At 59.4% G+C, this 20493-nt stretch carries 18 protein-coding genes and 4 pseudogenes; 18 read left to right on the top strand and 4 right to left on the bottom strand.

Annotation, left to right across the window (positions count from 1 at the left end; genetic code table 11):
* The first annotated feature begins 84 nt into the window (after positions 1-84).
* The 6 genes from MF410_RS15345 (at position 85) to MF410_RS15320 (ending at position 6263) form a co-directional block, all read left to right on the top strand.
* Positions 85-1680: an ABC transporter substrate-binding protein gene (locus tag MF410_RS15345; RefSeq protein WP_239619880.1), complete on the top strand. Its 1596-nt coding sequence runs from the start codon at positions 85-87 to the stop codon at positions 1678-1680.
* A gap of 87 nt (positions 1681-1767) precedes the next feature.
* Positions 1768-2772 (top strand): ABC transporter permease subunit, encoded by a 1005-nt coding sequence (locus MF410_RS15340; RefSeq protein WP_097623925.1) that lies wholly within the window; start codon positions 1768-1770, stop codon positions 2770-2772.
* 9 nt (positions 2773-2781) lie between these two features.
* Positions 2782-3672, top strand: coding sequence for an ABC transporter permease subunit (locus MF410_RS15335; RefSeq protein WP_097623926.1), 891 nt, complete (start codon positions 2782-2784; stop codon positions 3670-3672).
* Positions 3672-4688 (top strand): ABC transporter ATP-binding protein, encoded by a 1017-nt coding sequence (locus MF410_RS15330; protein ID WP_097623927.1) that lies wholly within the window; start codon positions 3672-3674, stop codon positions 4686-4688. Before MF410_RS15335 ends, MF410_RS15330 begins: the two co-directional genes overlap by 1 nt.
* On the top strand, positions 4685-5638 hold the full coding sequence (locus MF410_RS15325) for a peptide ABC transporter ATP-binding protein (protein WP_097623928.1): 954 nt from the start codon (positions 4685-4687) through the stop codon (positions 5636-5638). Before MF410_RS15330 ends, MF410_RS15325 begins: the two co-directional genes overlap by 4 nt.
* Positions 5639-5723: 85 nt before the next feature.
* Positions 5724-6263 (top strand): gluconokinase, encoded by a 540-nt coding sequence (locus tag MF410_RS15320; protein ID WP_097623929.1) that lies wholly within the window; start codon positions 5724-5726, stop codon positions 6261-6263.
* On the opposite strand, the gene MF410_RS15315 is transcribed toward MF410_RS15320, so the two are convergent.
* The 3 genes from MF410_RS15315 to MF410_RS15305 all read right to left on the bottom strand — a co-directional run bounded on the left by MF410_RS15315 (position 6253) and on the right by MF410_RS15305 (position 9126).
* Positions 6253-7500, bottom strand: coding sequence for an FAD-binding oxidoreductase (locus tag MF410_RS15315; protein ID WP_097623930.1), 1248 nt, complete (start codon positions 7498-7500; stop codon positions 6253-6255). The genes MF410_RS15320 and MF410_RS15315 overlap by 11 nt on opposite strands.
* Before the next feature lie 73 nt (positions 7501-7573).
* On the bottom strand, positions 7574-8077 hold the full coding sequence (locus MF410_RS15310) for an isoprenylcysteine carboxylmethyltransferase family protein (RefSeq protein WP_097623931.1): 504 nt from the start codon (positions 8075-8077) through the stop codon (positions 7574-7576).
* Positions 8074-9126, bottom strand: a complete 1053-nt coding sequence (locus tag MF410_RS15305; protein WP_097623932.1) for a type III polyketide synthase — start codon at positions 9124-9126, stop codon at positions 8074-8076. The genes MF410_RS15310 and MF410_RS15305 overlap by 4 nt, the downstream gene beginning before the upstream one ends.
* A 169-nt stretch (positions 9127-9295) precedes the next feature.
* Between MF410_RS15305 and MF410_RS15300 the strand changes: the two genes are divergently transcribed.
* The 3 genes and pseudogenes from MF410_RS15300 (at position 9296) to MF410_RS15290 (ending at position 11285) form a co-directional block, all read left to right on the top strand.
* Complete coding sequence (locus tag MF410_RS15300) at positions 9296-9832, top strand: tetratricopeptide repeat protein (protein ID WP_097623933.1); 537 nt, start codon at positions 9296-9298, stop codon at positions 9830-9832.
* Positions 9833-9880: 48 nt separating this feature from the next.
* Positions 9881-10486: an RNA polymerase sigma factor gene (locus MF410_RS15295; protein ID WP_097623934.1), complete on the top strand. Its 606-nt coding sequence runs from the start codon at positions 9881-9883 to the stop codon at positions 10484-10486.
* Positions 10483-11285, top strand: a pseudogene (locus tag MF410_RS15290) (anti-sigma factor). Before MF410_RS15295 ends, MF410_RS15290 begins: the two are co-directional and overlap by 4 nt.
* A 42-nt stretch (positions 11286-11327) precedes the next feature.
* Here the strand turns inward: MF410_RS15290 and MF410_RS15285 are convergent.
* Positions 11328-12115 (bottom strand): annotated as a pseudogene (locus MF410_RS15285) (glycosyltransferase family 2 protein).
* 251 nt (positions 12116-12366) lie between these two features.
* Between MF410_RS15285 and rfbA the strand changes: the two are divergent.
* From rfbA to MF410_RS15240, 9 genes and pseudogenes are all read left to right on the top strand, one after another.
* Positions 12367-13277: pseudogene (gene rfbA, locus MF410_RS15280) on the top strand (glucose-1-phosphate thymidylyltransferase RfbA).
* Between the two features lie 24 nt (positions 13278-13301).
* Complete coding sequence (locus MF410_RS15275; RefSeq protein WP_012556659.1) at positions 13302-13676, top strand: FdtA/QdtA family cupin domain-containing protein; 375 nt, start codon at positions 13302-13304, stop codon at positions 13674-13676.
* Between the two features lies 1 nt (position 13677).
* Positions 13678-14784 (top strand): DegT/DnrJ/EryC1/StrS family aminotransferase, encoded by a 1107-nt coding sequence (locus MF410_RS15270; protein ID WP_239619878.1) that lies wholly within the window; start codon positions 13678-13680, stop codon positions 14782-14784.
* The gene (locus MF410_RS15265; RefSeq protein WP_012556661.1) at positions 14781-15659 is read left to right on the top strand and encodes an ABC transporter permease; all 879 of its coding nucleotides are present in this window, start codon (positions 14781-14783) and stop codon (positions 15657-15659) included. The genes MF410_RS15270 and MF410_RS15265 overlap by 4 nt, the downstream gene beginning before the upstream one ends.
* Positions 15659-16978: an ABC transporter ATP-binding protein gene (locus MF410_RS15260; protein ID WP_097623939.1), complete on the top strand. Its 1320-nt coding sequence runs from the start codon at positions 15659-15661 to the stop codon at positions 16976-16978. The genes MF410_RS15265 and MF410_RS15260 overlap by 1 nt, the downstream gene beginning before the upstream one ends.
* Positions 16975-17955, top strand: a complete 981-nt coding sequence (locus MF410_RS15255) for an NAD-dependent 4,6-dehydratase LegB (protein ID WP_097623940.1) — start codon at positions 16975-16977, stop codon at positions 17953-17955. Before MF410_RS15260 ends, MF410_RS15255 begins: the two co-directional genes overlap by 4 nt.
* Positions 17948-18661: a nucleotidyltransferase family protein gene (locus tag MF410_RS15250; protein ID WP_097623941.1), complete on the top strand. Its 714-nt coding sequence runs from the start codon at positions 17948-17950 to the stop codon at positions 18659-18661. Before MF410_RS15255 ends, MF410_RS15250 begins: the two co-directional genes overlap by 8 nt.
* Positions 18654-19498: pseudogene (locus MF410_RS15245) on the top strand (NAD(P)-dependent oxidoreductase). Before MF410_RS15250 ends, MF410_RS15245 begins: the two are co-directional and overlap by 8 nt.
* Before the next feature lies 1 nt (position 19499).
* The gene (locus MF410_RS15240) at positions 19500-20405 is read left to right on the top strand and encodes a radical SAM protein (RefSeq protein WP_239619876.1); all 906 of its coding nucleotides are present in this window, start codon (positions 19500-19502) and stop codon (positions 20403-20405) included.
* The last annotated feature ends 88 nt before the right edge of the window (positions 20406-20493 follow it).

The raw sequence follows: 20493 nt of genomic DNA, 5'->3' as shown, positions 1-20493 counted from the left end.
ATAAATGTCGTTCCATCGACCGTCGATCGGGATGCATATCTGCGGTCTCCAGACATTAAAAAAGAACAACCGGGAAACAATATTATGAAAAAGATCTCTGTCATGCTGGCAGCGACGGCCCTGATTTCGGTCATGGCGACGTCGGCCTGGTCCAAGACCCTTGTTTATTGCTCCGAGGGTTCGCCGGAAGGCTTCGACCCGAGCCTCTATACGGCTGGCACGACCTTCGACGCCTCGTCGCGCACGGTCTATAGCCGCCTGGTCGAATTCAAGCATGGCGGTACCGAGATCGAACCGGGCCTCGCCGACAGCTGGAGCGTTTCGGCCGATGGCACGGAATACACCTTCAAGCTTCATCCCGGCGTCAAGTATCAGACCACCGACTTCTTCACGCCGACGCGCGATTTCAACGCCGACGACGTCGTGTTCTCCTTCGAGCGTCAGCTGAAGGCGGACAATCCGTGGAACAAGTATGTCGAGGGCGGTTCTTACGAATACGCCGCCGGCATGGGCTTCCCGGATCTGATCAAGTCGATCGAGAAGGTCGACGACCTCACCGTCAAGTTCACGCTCAACCATCCCGAGGCGCCGTTCCTTGCCGACCTGGCCATGGACTTCGCCTCGATCGTTTCCAAGGAATATGCCGACAAGCTTGCCGCCGACGGCAAGATGGCGCAGTTCAACCAGCAGCCGCTCGGCACCGGCCCCTTCACCTTCGTCGCCTATCAGCCGGATGCCGTCATCCGCTACAAGGCCAACGAAACCTATTTCAAGGGCAAGGAAAAGATCGACGATCTGGTTTTCGCCATCACCTCTGACGCCGCCGTCCGCGCGCAGAAGCTGAAGGCCGGCGAATGCCACCTGATCCCTTATCCGAATGCGGCTGACGTTCCCGAGCTGAAGAAGGACGGCAATCTAACGGTGATGGAACAGGCCGGCCTCAATGTCGGCTTCCTCGCCTACAACACGCAGATGGCCCCCTTCGACAAGCCGGAAGTTCGCCGTGCGTTGAACATGGCGATCAACAAGCAGGCGATCATCGACGCCGTCTTCCAGGGTGCAGCGGCCGTTGCCAAGAACCCCATTCCGCCGACGATGTGGTCCTATAACGACGCCGTTCAGGACGACAAGTACGATCCGGATGCCGCCAAGAAGGCTCTCGCCGATGCCGGCGTCAAGGATCTCAGCATGAAGGTCTGGGCGATGCCGGTTTCGCGTCCCTACATGCTGAACGCGCGCCGCGCTGCCGAACTGATCCAGGCCGATTTTGCCAAGGCCGGCGTCAAGGTCGAGATCGTCACCCATGAATGGGCCGAATATCTGAAGCTCTCCTCCGACGTGAAGCGCGACGGCGCCGTCATCCTCGGCTGGACCGGCGACAATGGCGACCCGGACAACTTCATGGATACGCTGCTTGGCTGCGATGCCGTCGGCGGCAACAACCGTGCTCAGTGGTGCAACAAGGAATATGACGACCTGATGACCAAGGCCAAGCTGACCGCCGATGTCGGCGAGCGCACCAAGGCCTATGAGCAGGCACAGCTGATCTTCAAGAAGGAAGCCCCCTGGGCGACGCTTGATCACTCGCTCGTCTTCGTTCCGATGAGCAAGAAGGTCTCCGGCTTCTTCATGGATCCGCTCGGCATTCACCGCTTCGACGGCGTCGACGTATCCGAATAACAAGAAAAATGTAAGAATGCCCGGCAGAGCTGGGCGCAGCCGGCGGTCAGGCACCCCCTGACCGCCGGAAACTATTGGACATCTGCCATGTTGCGTTTTTTCATCGGCCGCCTTGCGGTGCTGATCCCGACATTCCTCGGCGTTTCCCTCATTGCCTTCTCGTTCATCCGCATGCTGCCCGGCGATCCCGTCATGCTTTTATCGGGCGAGCGTGTCATGGCGCCGGAACGGCACGCCCAGATCATGCACGATCTCGGTTTCGACCGGCCCATGTATGTGCAGTATTTCGATTATCTCGGAAAAGTGCTGCACGGCGATCTCGGCACCTCGATCGTCACCAAGCGGCCGGTTCTCGGCGAATTCCTGACGCTGTTTCCGGCAACGCTCGAACTTTCCTTTTGTGCCATCATGCTCGCCGTCTGTCTTGGCGTGCCCGCCGGCATCTTTGCTGCCGTCAAGCGAGGCACATGGTTCGATCAAAGCGTGATGGGTGTCGCCCTCATCGGTTATTCCATGCCGATTTTCTGGTGGGGCCTGCTGCTGATCATCTTCTTCTCGGGCTATCTCGGCTGGACGCCGGTTTCCGGCCGCATCTCGCTGATGTATTTCTTCAAGCCGGTCACCGGCTTCATGCTGATCGACAGTCTGCTGTCCGGCCAGAAGGGCGCCTTCGCCTCGGCCGTCAGTTATCTCATTCTGCCGACCATCGTGCTGGCCACCATTCCGCTCGCCGTGATTGCGCGCCAGACGCGTTCGGCGATGCTCGAGGTTCTCGGCGAGGACTATGTCCGCACGGCCCGCTCGAAAGGCCTGAAGCCGCTGCGCGTCGTCGGCGTGCACGCGCTGCGCAATGCGATGATCCCGGTCATCACCACCATCGGTCTGCAGATCGGCGTTCTCCTGGCCGGCGCCATTCTCACCGAGACGATCTTCTCCTGGCCGGGCATCGGCAAATGGATGGTCGATTCGGTCTTCAAGCGTGACTACGCCGTGGTCCAGGGCGGCCTCCTGCTGATCGCTGGCGTCATCATGCTGGTCAATCTGATTGTTGATGTCCTCTACGGCTTCATCAATCCGCGCATTCGTCATTAGGAGCGGTTCATGAGCACCGTCACCGTCAAAACCGGCCAGCCATCCGCTCTTGCGGAGTTCTGGCATTATTTCTCCCGCAACAAGGGCGCCGTCATCGGCCTCGTGGTCTTCGTCATTATCCTTGTGGTCGCTGTCTTCGCGCCGGTCTTTGCGCCGCATACGCCGAACGAGCAGAACCGCCAGGTATTGCTCGCCGTGCCGGCCTGGATGGAAGGCGGCAGCATCTCCTTCCCGCTCGGAACCGATGCCGTCGGCCGCGATATCCTTTCGCGCCTGATCTACGGCGCGCGCTTCTCGCTCTTCATCGGCGTCGTCGTCGTCACCCTTTCCATCGTAAGCGGTGTTCTGATCGGCCTCGTCGCCGGCTATTTCCGCGGCAAGGTCGATACGGCGATCATGCGGCTGATGGATATCATCCTGGCCTTCCCGTCGCTGCTGCTCGCCCTCGTGCTGGTGGCTGTGCTCGGCCCGGGCCTGACCAATGCGATGATCGCGATTTCGCTGGTCAACCAGCCGCATTTCGTGCGGCTGACGCGCGCCTCCGTCATCACGGAGCGCGAGAAGGAATATGTGATCGCATCGCGTGTTGCCGGCGCCGGGACGTTCCGTCTGATGTTCAAGACCATCCTGCCAAACTGTCTTGGGCCGCTGATCGTCCAGGCGACGCTCGCCTTCTCGGCAGCGATCCTCGACGCCGCCGCCCTCGGCTTCCTCGGTATGGGTGCCCAGCCGCCGACACCCGAATGGGGCACGATGCTCGCCGAATCCCGCGAGTTCATCTCGCGCGCCTGGTGGGTCGTAACATTCCCCGGTCTTGCCATTCTCATCACCGTTCTCGCCATCAACCTGATGGGCGACGGCCTGCGCGATGCGCTTGACCCCAAGCTGAAGAGGTCGTGATGCCACTTCTCGAAATTGAAAATCTAACCGTCGAATTCCAGACCTCTTCAGGTCTCTTCCGCGCCGTCGACCGCGTATCGCTTGCCTGCGACAAGGGCGAGATCCTGTCGGTCGTCGGAGAATCCGGCTCGGGCAAATCCGTTGCCATGCTCGCTCTGATGGGGCTTCTGCCCTGGACGGCGAAGATCACTGCCGACCGCATGCAATTCGACGGCCAGGATCTGCGCGGCATCTCCGGCCGCCAGCGCCGCAGGATCGTCGGCAAGGACATGGCGATGATCTTCCAGGAGCCGATGTCGAGCCTCAATCCGTGCTTCACCGTCGGTTTCCAGCTCGGCGAGACCCTGCGCGTCCATATGGGCCTCAACCGCAAGGAGCGCCGCGAACGTTCGATCGAGCTTCTGAACCTCGTCGGCATTCCGGCGCCGGAAGACCGCCTGTCGAACTTCCCGCATCAGATGTCCGGCGGTATGAGCCAGCGCGTCATGATCGCCATGGCACTCGCCTGCAATCCGAAGCTCTTGATCGCCGATGAGCCGACGACCGCGCTCGACGTGACGATCCAGGCGCAGATCCTCGATCTGCTCGTGCGCCTACAGAAAGAGCAGGGCATGGCGCTGGTGCTGATCACTCACGACATGGGTGTCGTCGCCGAAACTGCCGAGCGCGTGCAGGTGCAATATGCCGGCCAGAAGGTCGAGGAGCAGCCGGTGAAGGCGCTGTTCCGCGATCCGCACCACCCTTATACCGCAGCGCTTCTCGCCGCCCTGCCGGAACGCGCTGAGGTCGGCCAGCGTCTTCCCTCGATCGCCGGTGTCGTTCCCGGCCAGCACGGCCGCCCTACGGGCTGTCTTTTCGCGCCGCGCTGTGGCTACGCCACGGTCGAATGCGATCGCGGCGTCGTACGCCAGGGACCGGAGCTCGGGCTGGCTTTGTGCAATTATCCTTTGAAGAACGGCAAGCCGCTCGGCCATCCCGGCGTCATGGCCACTGAAACCGCAGGAGACCTGGTATGACAGGCGCTGTTCTTGAGGGCAGGGATCTCGCCCGCTTCTACACCGTTAACCGTGGTCTCTTCAAAGCCGATGCCACGGTCAAAGCGCTGAACGGCGTCAGCTTCAGCCTTCATTCCGGCAAGACGCTTGCCGTCGTCGGCGAATCCGGCTGCGGCAAGTCGACGCTCGCCCGCCTCGTCACCATGATCGAGAACCCGACAGCGGGAGAATTGCTGATCGACGGCAAGCCCGCCCAGGTTGGCGACCGCAGCCTGCGCAGCCAGGTGCAGATCGTCTTCCAGAATCCTTACGGCTCGCTCAACCCGCGCCAGAAGGTCGGCTCGATCCTGGAAGAGCCGCTGAAGATCAATACCGATCTCAACGCCGCCGCCCGCCGCCGCAAGGTGGAGGAGATGATGGCCCGCGTCGGCCTGCGTCCGGAGCATCATGGCCGCTACCCGCACATGTTCTCCGGCGGCCAGCGTCAGCGCATCGCCATTGCCCGCGCCTTGATGCTGCGGCCGAAGGTGCTGGTGCTCGACGAGCCGGTTTCGGCGCTCGACCTGTCGATCCAGGCGCAGGTGCTGAACCTGTTGATGGACCTGCAGAAGGAGATGGGCCTTGCCTATCTCTTCATCTCGCACGGCCTCTCCGTCGTCCATCATATCGCCGACGAGGTGATGGTGATGTATCTCGGCCGCCCGGTGGAGACCGGTCCCGCCGCCGAGGTCTTCGCCCGGCCGCGCCATCCCTATACGGCAGCCTTGCTGTCGGCGACGCCGATCGCCGATCCCGAGCGCGAGAAGAACCGCATCCGCCTGCAGGGCGAACTGCCATCGCCGCTGAAGCCGCCGTCCGGCTGCCATTTCAACCCGCGCTGCTGGAAGGCGCAGGACTATTGCCGCCAGGTTTCTCCCGAATTAAGGGGAGAGGATGCTCAACAATATGCCTGTCATTTCCCGCTCGATTGAGCGGGAAAATGGAGTAATTCCAGGAAAAGTGTGAAGCGGTTTTCCGTCCGGAATGACCGACAGGTTGGAAGGTTCAGGAGGAAACATGCCGGAACGGCGGACGAACAAACCTCATGCGATCATCGTCATGGGGGTCAGCGGTTGCGGCAAATCCTCCGTCGGCGAAAAGCTCGCGGAAGCCCTGCACCTGGCTTTCGTCGAAGGCGATGCACTGCACCCCGCGGCCAATGTCGAGAAGATGTCGAGGGGCATTGCGCTGACCGACGCGGACCGGATGCCCTGGCTCGACCGCATCGGCGAAGACATCAAGTCCTCGCTTGAGAAAGGCGAGGGCATCATCGTCTCCTGCTCGGCGCTGAGGCGCATCTATCGCGACAGGCTGCGGGCTGCGGCCGGCGGCAATCTGTTCTTCGTCTATCTCGAAGGCTCCAAAGCCTTGCTGACCAAACGGATGGGCGAGCGCAAAGGCCATTTCATGCCGGTGTCGTTGCTCGAAAGCCAGTTGGCAACGCTTGAGGTGCCCACCGGCGAGCAAGGTGTCGTCACCGTCAATATCGACGATACTGTGGAAGGCATCGCGGTAGCGGCTCTCGAAGGGCTTGCCACGCTCGGCGTCACGGGTTGAAACGCTGCGGCGAATAAGCCGCAATATCGATGAACGGCGTCTCGCCGGTAATGAGTTCGGCAAGCACGCGGCCGGTCACCGGCCCGAGCGTCAGCCCGTGGTGGGCATGTCCGAAGGCGAACCACAGGCCCTGATGGCGCGGCGCCTTGCCGATGATAGGCATCATGTCCGGCGTACAGGGGCGGGCGCCCATCCAGGGTTCGGGATCGAGCCTGTCGCCGAGCGGAAAGATTGCGCGGGCAACCACCTCGGCCCGGTCGAGCTGGACCGGTGTCTTCGGCGCATCAAGCGTTGTGAACTCCGCGCCGGTCGTCAGGCGGATGCCGCGGCGCATCGGCGCCAGCAGATAGCCGCGTTCGGCATCCAGCATCCAGTTGTTGAGCACTGCATTTCCCTTGGCGGCATAATGCATATGATAGCCGCGTTTGACGCCAAGGGACAAGGAATAGCCGAGGCGGCGCGTCGCAAGCGCCGCCCAGGGGCCGAGCGCAATCACCGCATCGTCGGCTTCGAGCGGGCCTTCCCCGGTCATGATCTTCCAGCCGGAGCCGAACTGGCCAAGCGAGGCGGCGTCGCCTGTGACGAACCTGCCGCCGAGGCTTTCGAAATAGCCGCGATAGGCCGATGTCAGCGCATGCGGATCGAGCACCGACCAGGGATCACGCCAGCGGATGCCGCCGGCAAAATCGCCTGTCATGTCAGGCTCCATGCGGGCGATGTCGGCCGAAGTCAGGCCGTCATATTCCACCCCGAATTCACTCTGCCAGAGTGCTGCCTCCGCTAAGGCCTGATCGCGCTTGGCCTCAGTCCGGAAGATCTTCATCCAGCCGTCCCTACGGATCAGCGCTTCGGCATGCGCCGCCTCGATGAGATCCTTGTGTTCGGCAATCGAATTTTCGATCAGCGGCGCATAGGCTCGGGTGATGAGAGCGTGGCGCCGGGCGTTCGAATTCCACCAGTAGCGGGCGAGAAAGGCAAGCTGGCTCGGCAGCGTGCGCAGATGGTAATGCGCATCGATGCGGTTGTTCAGCGCATAACGCAGCAACAGGCCAAGCTGCTGCGGAAAGCCGTAGGGCGCAACACCTTCGCGCTGGATCAGGCCGGCATTGCCGAAGGAGGTTTCGTTGCCCGGATCCTTGCGGTCGACCAGCGTCACCTGCCGGCCGCGCCGTTGAAGATGGATAGCCGTCGACACGCCGACGATGCCGGCGCCGAGCACGATTGCGTTTTTCGTCATTTCCCTGCATTCCGCTTTGTTATCGCAGTGAAAATGCCCCTGCCGATACCGCCGGGCAAACGAAAAATCGCCTTCATTTCAAAATCATTGCGCTTTTCAGTGCGGCATTTTCGGCCTTCATGCGGACATAGAGGATGCAGGCGTTGAGAAGCGAAAAGCCGATTGCGTAAAAGGGCAGACCGAACGCCAGAGGAAGGGCGGCGATCTCGCCGACGACGATCGCGTAGTTCGGATGCCGGAGGAAGCGATAGGGGCCGGATGTGACGAGCGGCGCGCCGGGCAGGATGATGATGCGCGTCGTCCAGCGGTCTTTCAGCGTCGCCAGAACCCAAAGCCGCAGCGCCTGCAGCCCGATGAAGACGGCAAACCAGAAGAGCTCGACCGGCCTGCCGGGTGCCAGCAGCCAGAGGCCGATGATCCAGCCGGCGTGCAGCGCCACTATGGCCGGATAGTGTTCCGGCGCCAGTTCCCTGGCGCCTCTGGCGAGAAGGGCGGCGGTGTTGCGCCGGGCTAGCACGAGTTCGCCAAACCGCTGCAGCGTCACGAAGGCAAGGAGCGCGATCGACGGCCAGATCATGCCACCCTCCGAAGCGTCACGCAGCTCGCCGAAAAGCCCGGCCCCATGGCGATCATCGCGGAGCGCTCCGGCAATCCGGCGCGGATCGCCCGCTCCAGCACGAATAGAATGGTCGGCGAGGACATATTGCCGTAGTCGGCAAGCACGCCGCGCTCGTGATCGAGCGTGCCCGGCGTCAGCGAAAGCGCGCTCTCCATCGCCGCCAGGACTTTGGTGCCGCCGGGATGGCAGATGAAGCGATCGATATCTGCAGGTGTCAGTCCGCTTCGCGCCAGAATGGCGGTCACCGCCGGGCCCAGCTCCTTTTCGGCAAAAGGCGGCAGGGATTGCGCCAGCACGATGCCGAAACCGCCGTCGTCGATCTTCCAGCCCATGATGTCGAGTGTGTCGGGAAAGAGATGGTCGCCAGTCGATTCCACCTCCGCCAGCCCGCCTTCGCCGGATCGCAGCACGCAGGCGGCGGCACCGTCGCCGAAAAGCGCCGTCGCAATGATGTTCGGCCGCGTCAGCTCGTCAAGCCGGAAGGCAAGCGTGCAGAGCTCGATCGAGACGAAGAGCACGACGGCGCCCGGCCGGCTGCGCGCCAGCCGCGCGGCGATCGCAAAGCCCGACACACCGGCCGCACAGCCGAGCCCGAACACCGGCACGCGCTCGATATCGGCCCTGAAGCCCATCCGGCGCGCCATCTGCGCATCGAGGCTCGGCGTCGTAAAACCGGTCGACGAGACCGTCACGACACAGTCGACATCGCCGGCTTCAAGCCCCGCCCGGGAAAGCGCTGAGCTGGCGGCTTCGACAAAGAGCTCAGCTGCCACCTCCGCATAGGCCTGCATCCGGTCTTGCCAGCCATGCTGCTCGTCGAACCAGGCAAGCGGTCGCGCCGCATGGCGCTTTTGAATGCCAGCGCTGTCGAAGACGCGGGCAAGATGGCGGAAATCCTCAAAACGGTCGGCAAACAGCCGGCCGGAGGCTTCGACCGCTTCTTTCTGGAAAATGACATGTTCGGGTGCGGCGACGGCGAGGCTGACGAGTTTTACGGTATCGGTCACTAAGTTCTCCTTGTCGTTCCCGGCGTAACGTTGAGAACACCCGGTTTCGACGATCTATTCGGCCTCGGTGGCTTCACGAAGCCGTGATGAAGAAAATAGAGAGGCTGCCGAATAAAGCTCGGGGCAGCGGTGTTTTCTCCTCGCAACGTCACTTTCGAGGAGTTTTCCGATGACGATCATGACAATCCGTATTGCTTCCCTCATTCTCGGCGGCTGCCTTGCCGCTTCCGTTTTCTCGGGCCCGGTCTTCGCAGCCGGCAATGACAACAGCACGATGCCGACCTGCAAGAAGGGTGAGATCTACGACCAGAAGAGCAAGAAATGCGTCAAGCAGCAGAGCGCCAACGTCTCTGACGAGAACCGCACCGACTACGCCTATTCACTGGCCAAGAGCGGTCGCTATGAGGAGGCGCTTGCCATGCTCGACACGGTCAAGGACCAGAACACCGCCGAGGTGCTGAATTATCGCGGTTACGCCACCCGCAAGCTCGGCCGCACCGACGAAGGCATTTCCTATTATCTCAAGTCTGTGAAGATGGATCCGCAATACGCCAAGGTCCGTGAATATCTCGGCGAAGCCTATGTCATCAAGGGCAGGCTCGATCTGGCAAAGGACCAGTTGAAGTCAATCAAGTCGATCTGCGGCACCGACTGCGAGGAATATCAGGACTTGAGCGCAGCCATCATCGATCCGTCGAAGATCTGATTGCCGGCACCGGGCGGGAACGGGAAACCACGGGGGAGGGATGTAAGAATGTCGGTCGCGCGCACTTCGTTTCCTGCCTATAGTCGCGCGAGAACGGAATCGCCGGTTCGTCCGGCGGTTCCGAGGCAGGCAGGATCGTCGGAGGCGGCTATCGCGAGCGCAGCGGATATCAAGAGCGGCCTGACGGAAAATCTGGCAAGGCTCTGGCGTTATGGTCTCGTTCTCTCGCATCAGCGTGATGTCGCCGACGATCTGGTGCAGGCGACCTGCCTGCGCGCGCTGGAACGCGCCGATCAGTTCGTCGCCGGCACCCGGCTCGACCGCTGGCTGTTTTCGATCCTGCATTCGATCTGGCTGAACGAGGTCCGCTCCCGCCGGGTGCGTGAGGGCCAGGGTTTCGTCGATGCCGGGGAGGCTCTGACCTTCGACGGCGCCCACGACACCGAAACCCATGTGATGGCGGGTCAGGTGCTGAAACGGGTGAATGCGCTGCCCGAGGCGCAGAGAACAGTGGTGTTCCTCGCCTATGTCGAAGGGCTTTCCTATCGCGAGGTTGCAAGCATACTGGATATTCCGATCGGAACCGTGATGAGCCGGCTGGCGGCAGCCCGCGCCAAGCTCGCCAGTGACGAGCGGGAAGGGGGACGGCAATGAATACGAAACGCACCATTCCCTCCGACGAGGACCTGACCGCCTTCATCGACGGTGAACTGACGGCTGACGAAGCTGCGCGCATCGAAAGTCTGGTGAACGAAGACAAGGCTGTCGCCGAGCGGCTGGAATTCCTGGCCCGCGCCAGCCTGCCCTTCGCGCAGGCCTTTGCGCCGCTGCTGTCGCAGGCTCCACGCGAGAAACTGGAAACGATGCTCGCCGCCATCCCAGTGCCTGAGAGCGCCAAACCCGGCGCCACGCCTGTATCCGCCAGCCGCCGCCGCTTCCTCGGCGCGCTTGCCGCCTCACTTGTCGCCGGCGTCGCTATCGACCGCGCCGTCCTCGCCATCGGCAGAGGCGTTTCAGCGAAGGACGAAAACAGCGAATGGCGCGCCGTGGTCGCCGACTATATCTCGCTCTATACACCGGAGACTCTTGCCGGTCCCGTGCCCGCAAGAGACGACCAGGCCACCCAGCTCGCAGGCCTCGACGAAAAGCTCGGCCTATCGCTCTCCCCGAATCCGTTTCGCTGCCGGGCATCGATTTCAAACGTGCTCTGCTGCTGCAATATGATGGCAAACCGCTCGCCCAGATCGCCTATCTCGACCCCGAAACCGGCCCGATGGCGCTCTGCATCGTCCGCTCCGATGCCGGTCCCAAAGCGCCGGATCTCGAAAGCCGCAAGGGCATGAACGTCGTCTACTGGTCGAACGGAACGCACGCCTTCATGCTGATCGGCCATGCAGCGGCGGACAGGATGGCGGCGATTGCCGATGGAGTGCGGGGGAGGGTGGCTGCCTGACCTGCCATTGGCCCGGCCTGAAATCGGGCGTGATAAATCCTGCTATCGATCTCGTTTCACGAACTGACCGAGACGGTTCACAAGCTTCGATGCCCAGAACGTGAGGATCGAGACCCCCAGGCCGTGGTCGGCAAGGGCACGCAGCACTTCCTTGTTCTGACGCGATATGTTTTGAATGTTCTTGTTTGTGGCGCCCCCAAGCGCATCCTCACCAATACGCGGGGAATATAAACGGTCCTGATGCGCGCAACTTCCAGAAAACGCATCATAAGCTCGACATCGGCTGCCAGCCGATAACGCAGATCGAACGTCCCGAACCGGTCATAGATGCGACGCCGAACATAGAATGTCGGATGCGGCGGACACCAGCCCCGTCTAAAGAAACCGGGTTCAAACGCACAGGATTTCCAATAACGGACTGTGCGATCGGGATGCTGGTTGGAAACATAAATGAGATCGCCATAGCAGCCGTCATAGGCTTCATCGTCCAGCGCGGCCGCCACGGTTTCGAGGGAGCCGCTGCTCTCGAAAGTGTCATCCGCGTTCAGGAAGCCGATGATCTCGCCGCTCGCAAGGCCAATCCCCTTGTTCATGGCCTCATAGATACCTCCGTCCCGTCCCGAAAATACGCGGCGGTTCTCCGCCGGCGCCGAAGCAATGATGGCGAGTGTGGAATCGCTTGAGCCACCGTCAATGATGATGTGCTCGAAATCGCGGTAGGTTTGTTGGTCGATGGACCGCAACGTATCGGCAATGGTCCGCTCTGCGTTCCAGCAAACGGTGATGAGACTTATCCGGGGAGGGCGTGGATCGGCAGTGTCTGCAGCCATTTTGAAGGGTGTCTTGCTCACATTCTAAGGGGCGAAATCTGGCCAAGCCGTAGCAGACGGAAAGGCGGCGTCGCAATCCGGTACTGCAGATTATCCTGGATCAATGCTCGATTGATGAGAGATTGGGCTACTTCCCGTCTCGGTAAGTGCATTGCATGCCGATCGATCTATCTGTAGTGAGCAATGTCGAACAGCGACGTCATCACGAAGCCTCGTGAATGCGCGCGGATTTACCAGTTGCAGGAGGTCTCTTGTCTTCGAAGAAAAAGCTGCGCAAGGGCATCTTGCTCGCCGGGGCTCGGGTACCCGGCTCCATCCCGCGACCCTCGCCATTTCGAAGCAACTTCTTCCGGTTTTTGACAAACCGATGATCTATTATCCCCTGTCAACGCTGATGCTCGCAGGTATCCGGGATATCCTGATTATCTCGACGCCACAGGACACGCCGCGCTTTGAACAGCTGCTAGGTGACGGCGCCCAATGGGGGTTGAACCTTCAATATGCCGTGCAGGCCGCGCCCGAAGGCATTCCTCAGGCATTCTCGATCGGCAGGGAATTCATCGGGCAAGAGGCAACCGCCCTCGTGCTCGGAGACAATATCTTTTACGGCAACCTCCTGACGCATGATTTATCCGCGGCTTCGGCGAGATCGGACGAAGCGACGATCTTCGCGTACAAAGTCCACGATCCCGAACGGTATGGGGTGGTAGAATTTGACGGTGAGGGGAAAGTCCTCACCTTGGAGGAAAAGCCATCCAGGCCCCGCTCTTCTTACGCGGTGACGGGTTTGTATTTCTACGACAATGACGTGATTGACATTGCTGCCGGTTTGAAACCCTCGCCGCGCGGTGAAACCGAAATTACCGACATCAATCGGCATTATTTGTCGACCGGCAGGCTGAATGTTGCCGTCCTGGGAAGAGGGCATGCCTGGCTTGATACGGGCACGCACGATTCACTCCTTGAAGCCAGTCAATTCATTGCCACCATCGAGCGGCGCCAGGGGCTGAAGATTGCCTGCCCCGAAGAAATCGCCTTTCATTTGGAATACATAGATGCCGAGCAATTGCTAAGGCTGGCGGCTCCACTTGAAAAGAGCTCTTACGGTCGATACCTCATCAGCCTGGTGAGGGAGCCAGCTCCGCATTTCCCAACCGGCTGAACCGACAAAACTGGAAAACCAATCTTGTCTGCTTTTACCCTGCTTACGTTAAAGACGATGTCCGACGGACGAGGCGCGCTGACCGTCATGGACGGAATACTGCCATTTCCGGTCGTCCGGAGCTTTTGGATCTATGGAGCCGACGGATACACGCGCGGTGGCCATCGTCATCACCAGACTCGACAGGCGTTGGTGGCGCTTTCGGGAAGCGTGATGATTTTGATGGACGATGGAAAGGCCCGGGAAGAGATCACCTTGTCGTCACCGGACCAGTGCCTGCTGGTAGAGCCAAGGGACTGGCACGAAATGACCTTCGGTCCCGGTTCGATCCTGCTCGTTTTTGCCTCACGCGGATATGATAAGGACGACTACATCGACACCCCCTATGAGCGGCTCTGAGATGATTGAGTATGAAAGTCTTGCGCAGGCCAACCGCGCGCTAATGGAAGAGTTGGAGGCGGCTGCTTCCCGTGTCATTCGTTCCGGGTGGTACATACTTGGCAATGAGGTCTCCTCATTCGAAGCTGAATTCGCCGCCTTTGCGGAAAGCAAACATTGCATCAGCGTGGCCAATGGTCTGGATGCGTTGATCCTCTCAATCGAAGCGCTCGATCTGCCGAAAGGCAGCGAGATCATGGTTGCCTCCAATACCTATATAGCCACTATTCTGGCAATTCTTCGCGCCGGCCACAAACCTGTTCTGGTGGAGCCCGAACGCGAAACCTTCAATATCGATCCGGAGCGCCTTCCTGCGGCGCTCACTCGCCACACGCAGGCAATCTGTGTCACGCATCTTTTCGGCAAAGCGTGCCGGATGACCGAGATCGCCGCGTTTGCAAGCGAGCATGGTCTGAGGGTGATCGAGGATTGCGCGCAGTCTCATGGCGCGCGCTATGACGGCAAACTGACCGGCACCTTCGGAATTGCCGGCTGCTTCAGCTTCTATCCGACCAAGAATCTGGAAGCTCTCGGAGATGCGGGCGCGATCGTCACGGATGATGACGAATTTGCAGATCGCTTGAGACACATGCGCAACTACGGTTCGAAGAAGAAATATGAGAACGTCTATATCGGTGTAAATTCCAGGCTTGATGAGATGCAGGCGGCATTCCTGCGGGTCAAACTGCGTTCCCTCGGTCAGGTCACTGAACATAAGCGGGCGCTGGCCGATATCTATTTTGCCAATCTGCCCAAATGGCTCGCACAGCCGCTTCGTCGACCTGCCGAGTATGACGTGTTTCATATTTTCGGGATACGTCACCCGGCCCGCGACGAATTGCGTCAGTGGCTGCTCGATAACGGAGTTAAGACCGAGATACATTATCCGATCGCGCCGCATAGGCAGAAGGCAATGCAAGGCATTCTTTCCGGCGATTATCCCATCGCCGATGAGCTGCATGCCACTGAGCTCAGCCTGCCTATTTCCGCCGGGCATAGCGGCGATGAGATAGAGCGTGTCTGCAGCCTTCTTGCGGCGCTGCCAGAAAAGCTGAAGTTGGCGGCATGACAGAGCACCTGAAAGGACCAGCCTCGGCACGTGCCGATGACGATTGGGATATCGTTATCAAGCCTTCCAAGGGAAATACGCCGGATCTCGGCCTTGTCTGGCAATATCGCGATCTCGTCTGGATGTTTTTCAAGCGGGATTTCACCACATTTTACAAACAGACCATTCTCGGGCCGGTCTGGTATATCATCCAACCGTCGCTGACGGCGATGACCTATTATGTCGTGTTCGGCAAAATCGCCAATCTTTCCACCGATGGCCTTCCGCCCTTCCTGTTTTACATGTCGGGCACGATTATCTGGAGCTACTTTGCTGCCTGTTTGACTAATAACTCCGAGGTCTTCTCGAAGAACGCCAATCTGTTCGGAAAGGTTTACTTTCCGAGACTTGTGGTGCCGCTATCCGTTGCGATGAGCGGCCTTGTCGCTTTTGCGATCCAGTTCCTGCTGTTGTTGACGGTTTCCATTGGCCTCAAAATTGCCAATCCAGATCTGGCCCTGAACTATTGGTTCCTGTTGCTGACGCCGCTGGTGCTACTCTATATCGCCGTGCTGGGCATTGGTGCCGGGCTTGTCGTTTCGGCGCTAACGGTCCGTTTCCGCGATCTTGTTTACGCAGTCGGGTTCATGACGCAACTCTGGATGTATGGCACGCCGATCGTGTACCCCTTCAGCCAGATCCCTGAACGGTATCATTGGTTCTATTACCTCAATCCAATGACGACGCCGGTTCAAACCTTCCGCTGGGCGCTATTCGACGCTCCCGCCTTGCCCATTGGTCTTTGCCTCGCCAATTTTGCAGTGACGATCGCAATCACCCTGTTCGGGCTGGCACTTTTTTCGCGGGCGGAAGCCAATGCGATGGATACCGTCTGATGAACGACATCGTTATTCGAGCGGAGCACGTCAGCAAACTCTATCGTCTTGGCGTGATCAATCACGGCACCCTCTATCGCGACCTTCAGAGCTGGTGGGCGAAGTGGCGCAACCTTCCGGATCCGAACGTTTCGGTATCCGACCATACGTCCGACCGCGGCGCACAGTCGCGGCTGAAGGGAGACATCTTCCATGCGCTGGATGATGTCTCTTTCGAAGTCGGACAGGGCGAGATCGTCGGGATTATCGGCAGGAACGGGGCGGGAAAGTCCACACTGTTGAAGGTGATGTCGCGTATCACCATGCCCAATTCGGGCTTCATTGGAATACGGGGCAGAATTGCGAGCCTGCTTGAGGTCGGCACCGGGTTTCATCCGGAACTCACCGGTCGGGAGAATGTCTATCTCAATGGCGCCATCCTCGGGATGAGCCGTGCCGAGGTCAGGTCGAAATTCGATGAAATCGTCGAGTTTGCGGAGATCGGCGAATTTATCGACACGCCGGTGAAGCGATATTCGTCCGGCATGTATGTGCGTCTGGCCTTCGCCGTCGCGGCGCATCTCGAGCCGGAAATACTCCTGGTCGACGAGGTATTGGCCGTCGGCGACGTCAACTTCCAGAACAAATGCATGGGGCGCATGCAGGAGGTCACGAAGGCCGGTCGAACGATTATCTTCGTCAGCCACAATATGACGGCGATCAGCAGCATCTGCCCGAAATCGATTCTGATGGCCGATGGCAAAGTCGCTGCGATGGGCGATACGGCAGATGTGATAAAGGCCTATCTCGATCGCCCGGAATTCGGCGGCACCGCAAGTTACTCGGTCAATCCCGAGGACGTCGAAGGCAAGGCGGTTATATGCCGTGTCGCAGTGTTGAATGAGAAGGACGAGGCTTCGGGAACACTGGAACTGTCGAAGGGATTTTCCGTCGAGGTCGAGTACGAGCTGAGGGAGCCTCTTTCCGGTCTCTCGGTCGGGATGCAGATCATGATGGAGGACGGCTATACCACGCTTGTCAGCCTTTCCGATCCTGAGCTCGACGTCGGGCGCTTGGATACCCGGCCAGCCGGTTATTATCGCGCTCGGGTAAAATTTCCGGGATATCTTCTCAATACCGGCACCTTCTACCTCCGACTGGGCATATCGAGCCGGTTCTCGATATATTCCGTCGCCGAAGGTATTCGGTTTGACGTGGAGGATAATGTCGGAATTATCCAGATGCTTGGTCAACAGCGGAAGCCGTCGATTTCGGCGATACAGTTGCCTTGGGAGGTTGAAAAGGTCTTCCACCGCGATTCTGAAGGTGTTTTGAAATGAAGAAGGCGCTTGTCACCGGAGCAGATGGGTTCATCGGCTCTCATCTTGTCGAGACGCTGGTGAGATCGGGTGTGGAAGTCCGCGCCCTCTGCCAGTACAACTCATTTTCCAGCTGGGGCTGGCTCGATCAGTCCGAATACCGCGGCAAGTTCGAGGTGATCCTCGGAGACGTCCGTGATCCCGCTCAGATGCGCTCTGTCGCCAAAGGTGTCGACACGATCTTTCATCTCGCCGCTCTGATTGCGATTCCCTATTCCTATCAGGCTCCCTCAAGCTACATCGATACCAATGTGCATGGGACGCTGAACGTCCTTCAAGGCGCTCTCGACGCCGGTGTCGGAAGAGTGATCCAGACCTCGACGAGCGAAGTTTATGGGACCGCACGTTTTGTGCCCATCAGCGAAAGCCATCCCCTGCAGGCGCAGTCGCCCTATTCGGCGTCCAAAATCGGCGCCGATGCGATCGCCTACAGCTATCATTCGAGCTTCGATCTGCCGGTGACGATCGCACGGCCGTTCAACACCTACGGCCCGAGACAATCTGCAAGGGCGGTTATTCCAACCGTGATTTCGCAGCTTCTGAGTGGACGAACGACGCTGAAACTTGGTGCGCTCTCGCCCACCCGGGATTTCAATTTCGTGCAGGATACATGCGACGGCTTTCTGGCGCTCGCGGCCTGCGACGAAGCCATCGGACAGACGGTAAATATCGGCTCGGGCGGCGAGATATCGATCGGCGATACCGTTCGGCTGATCGCCGATATCATCGGCGTCAACATCGAGATTGAATGCGATGAACAGCGTTTGCGTCCCGCAAACAGCGAAGTGGAACGCCTGTGCTGTGATAACAGCCTGATCAAGTCTCTGACGGGATTTTCGCCGCGCTACAGCTTGAAAGACGGGCTCCAGGCGACGATTGAATGGCTGCGTCAGCCTGACAATCTGGCACGATATAAGGCGGATATCTTCAATGTCTAGGCGTGCAGTCATTCTGGCGGGAGGGATGGGTACGCGGCTGCGGCCCTATACCGTCGTGCTCCCAAAGCCGCTGATGCCGATCGGCGATTATCCCATTCTAGAGGTCATCATTCGCCAGCTGATATCAGGCGGGTTTCAGCATATAACGCTTGCCGTCAACCATCAGGCTGAACTGATCAAAGCCTTTTTCCAGGATGGCGACAAATGGGGTGTGCGCATCGATTATTCGCTCGAAGATCAGCCGCTCGGCACCATGGGTCCGCTACGATTGATCAAGGATCTGCCTGAGAATTTTTTGGTGATGAACGGAGACATCCTGACGGACCTGAACTATGCCGATTTTCATGACGCTCACGTCCGGGAGGGGAATATATTCACCATCTCGTCAAAGACACGGGAGCATCGGATAGACTACGGCGTTCTGGACACCAGCGAGGCGGGGCTGCTGACGGGGTTCCGGGAAAAGCCGACGGCTGAGTACAAAGTCAGCATGGGCGTCTACATGGTGTCTTCGGGGGCGGTCGAGCACATACCACAACGGGGCGCCTACGGTTTTGACCAACTGATGCTTGATCTTCTTGCGGCCGGAAAACCGGCAACGGTTCGAGATTTTCCAGGCTATTGGCTCGATATCGGACGGCCCGACGATTATGCACTGGCGATCGAGCAGTTCGAAACCATGCAATCCAGGTTCTTGAATGGTTGATGCAATCGTCACCGGTGCTGGCGGCTTTCTCGGGAAGCGTCTGGTTGAGAGGCTTAAAAAGGCCGGTGTCGACGTGCTTGCGGTTGACCGAACGCATGGTGATATAAGCGAAGAGGGAATCTGGCAGGAACTTCCCGCAGCCGGCACGCTGTTTCATCTTGCCGGCCGGACGTTTGTCCCGGATAGCTGGTCGCAAGGCCCGAGTTTCATGGCCGCCAATGTTCTCGGTACGCAGCATGCTCTGAACTGGTGCAAGCGGCACAAGGCCAAGCTCGTATTCGCAAGCGCCTATGTCTACGGAGTGCCGGAGCGACTGCCGATCCAGGAAAGCGATCCGGTCAGGCCGAATAACCCTACGCGTTGTCCAAGCATCTTGCCGAACAACTTTGTGAGTTTGCTGCCACACACGAGCAAATACCGGTCGTGGTATTGCGGCTTTTCAATATATATGGGGCTGGGCAGCGCCCGGAGTTCCTGATACCGACACTTCTGAACCGGATACGGGCGAAGCAGGACATACAGGTCATGGACCTCAGTCCGCGGCGTGATTATGTCTTCGTTGACGATGTCCTGAGCGCCTTTGCCAAGGCCATGGGCGTGCCGGAAGGTTACCACTGCATCAATATCGGCTCCGGCAGGTCGTATTCGGTGCAGGAAATCATCGATATCTTGCAAGAAGCCGCCGGCACTGCTCTACCTGTAGTGTCATCTTGCGCCGTTCGGCGGAATGAAATACCTGACGTGCGGGCCGATATTACAAGGGCTCGCGCTGTTCTTGGATGGCGGCCAGAATGGGATCTGCCCGCCGGCATCCGCGAACTGATGAAGGAGTCTTAAATTGAACGAGCGTTACGTTCCGATCAACAAAGGCAACTACTCGATGGACACGGACGAGCGCGAAGCCGCGTTCGACAGATACCGTGGCGAGGGTTGGGAAGCCGAATACGCAGATTACCGTCGCAAGTGGTCGGAATATGCCCTGAACCAGCAGGTTTCGGATTATCCGCTGCTGGTCGATCTCGAGCTGGCGTCGATCTGCAACCTGCGCTGCCCGATGTGCTATACGATCAGCGATGAGTTCAAGAAGAGCGTCAACACCACTCGGATGGACTGGGACCTCTACTGCCGCATCATCGATGAGATCGGCGGCAAGGTTCCTGCGATCCGTCTGTCGCTGCGCGGCGAAGCCACGCTGCACAAGCGCTTCGCCGATTGCGTACGCTATGCCAAGGATCACGGCATCAAAGAAGTCTCGACCCTCACGCACGGCTTCAAGCTCAACAGAGACTATTTCGCCCAGCTCGTCGATGCCGGCATCGACTGGATTACCGTTTCGATCGATGGCACCGGTGAGACCTATGAGAAGATACGCAAGCCGATCAAGTTCCAAGCCCTGCTCGACAAGATCAAAGACATAAAGAAATACAAGGACGAGCGCGGTCTCCACCGTCCTGTCATCAAGGTGCAGGGCATCTGGCCGGCGATCCGGGAAAACCCCGATCTCTATTACGACACTTTCGCGCCGCACGTGGATCTCGTCGCCTTCAATCCGCTGATCGACTACCTCGGCAACGATTCAGACATCGCCTATCTCGACAACTTCACCTGCCCGCAGCAATACCAGCGTTTGGTGATCGGTGCCGACGGCTTGGTGATGAAGTGCTCGAACGATGAGGAGAACCGCGAGGTTATCGGCAATGCGAACACCGAAACCGTGCACCAGATATGGCACGGGGAAAAATGAACGCCGTCCGGGCTCTGCACAAGGAACCGCAGGGCTTCCTGAAGAGCGAGGTCTGCCGCAGGTGCTACCTGCCGAGAGAGACCAACGA

Source organism: Rhizobium sp. C104, from assembly GCF_022354505.1.
GTDB classification, from domain to species: Bacteria; Pseudomonadota; Alphaproteobacteria; order Rhizobiales; family Rhizobiaceae; genus Rhizobium; species Rhizobium redzepovicii.
This window is presented reverse-complemented; position numbering and strand designations above follow the sequence as displayed.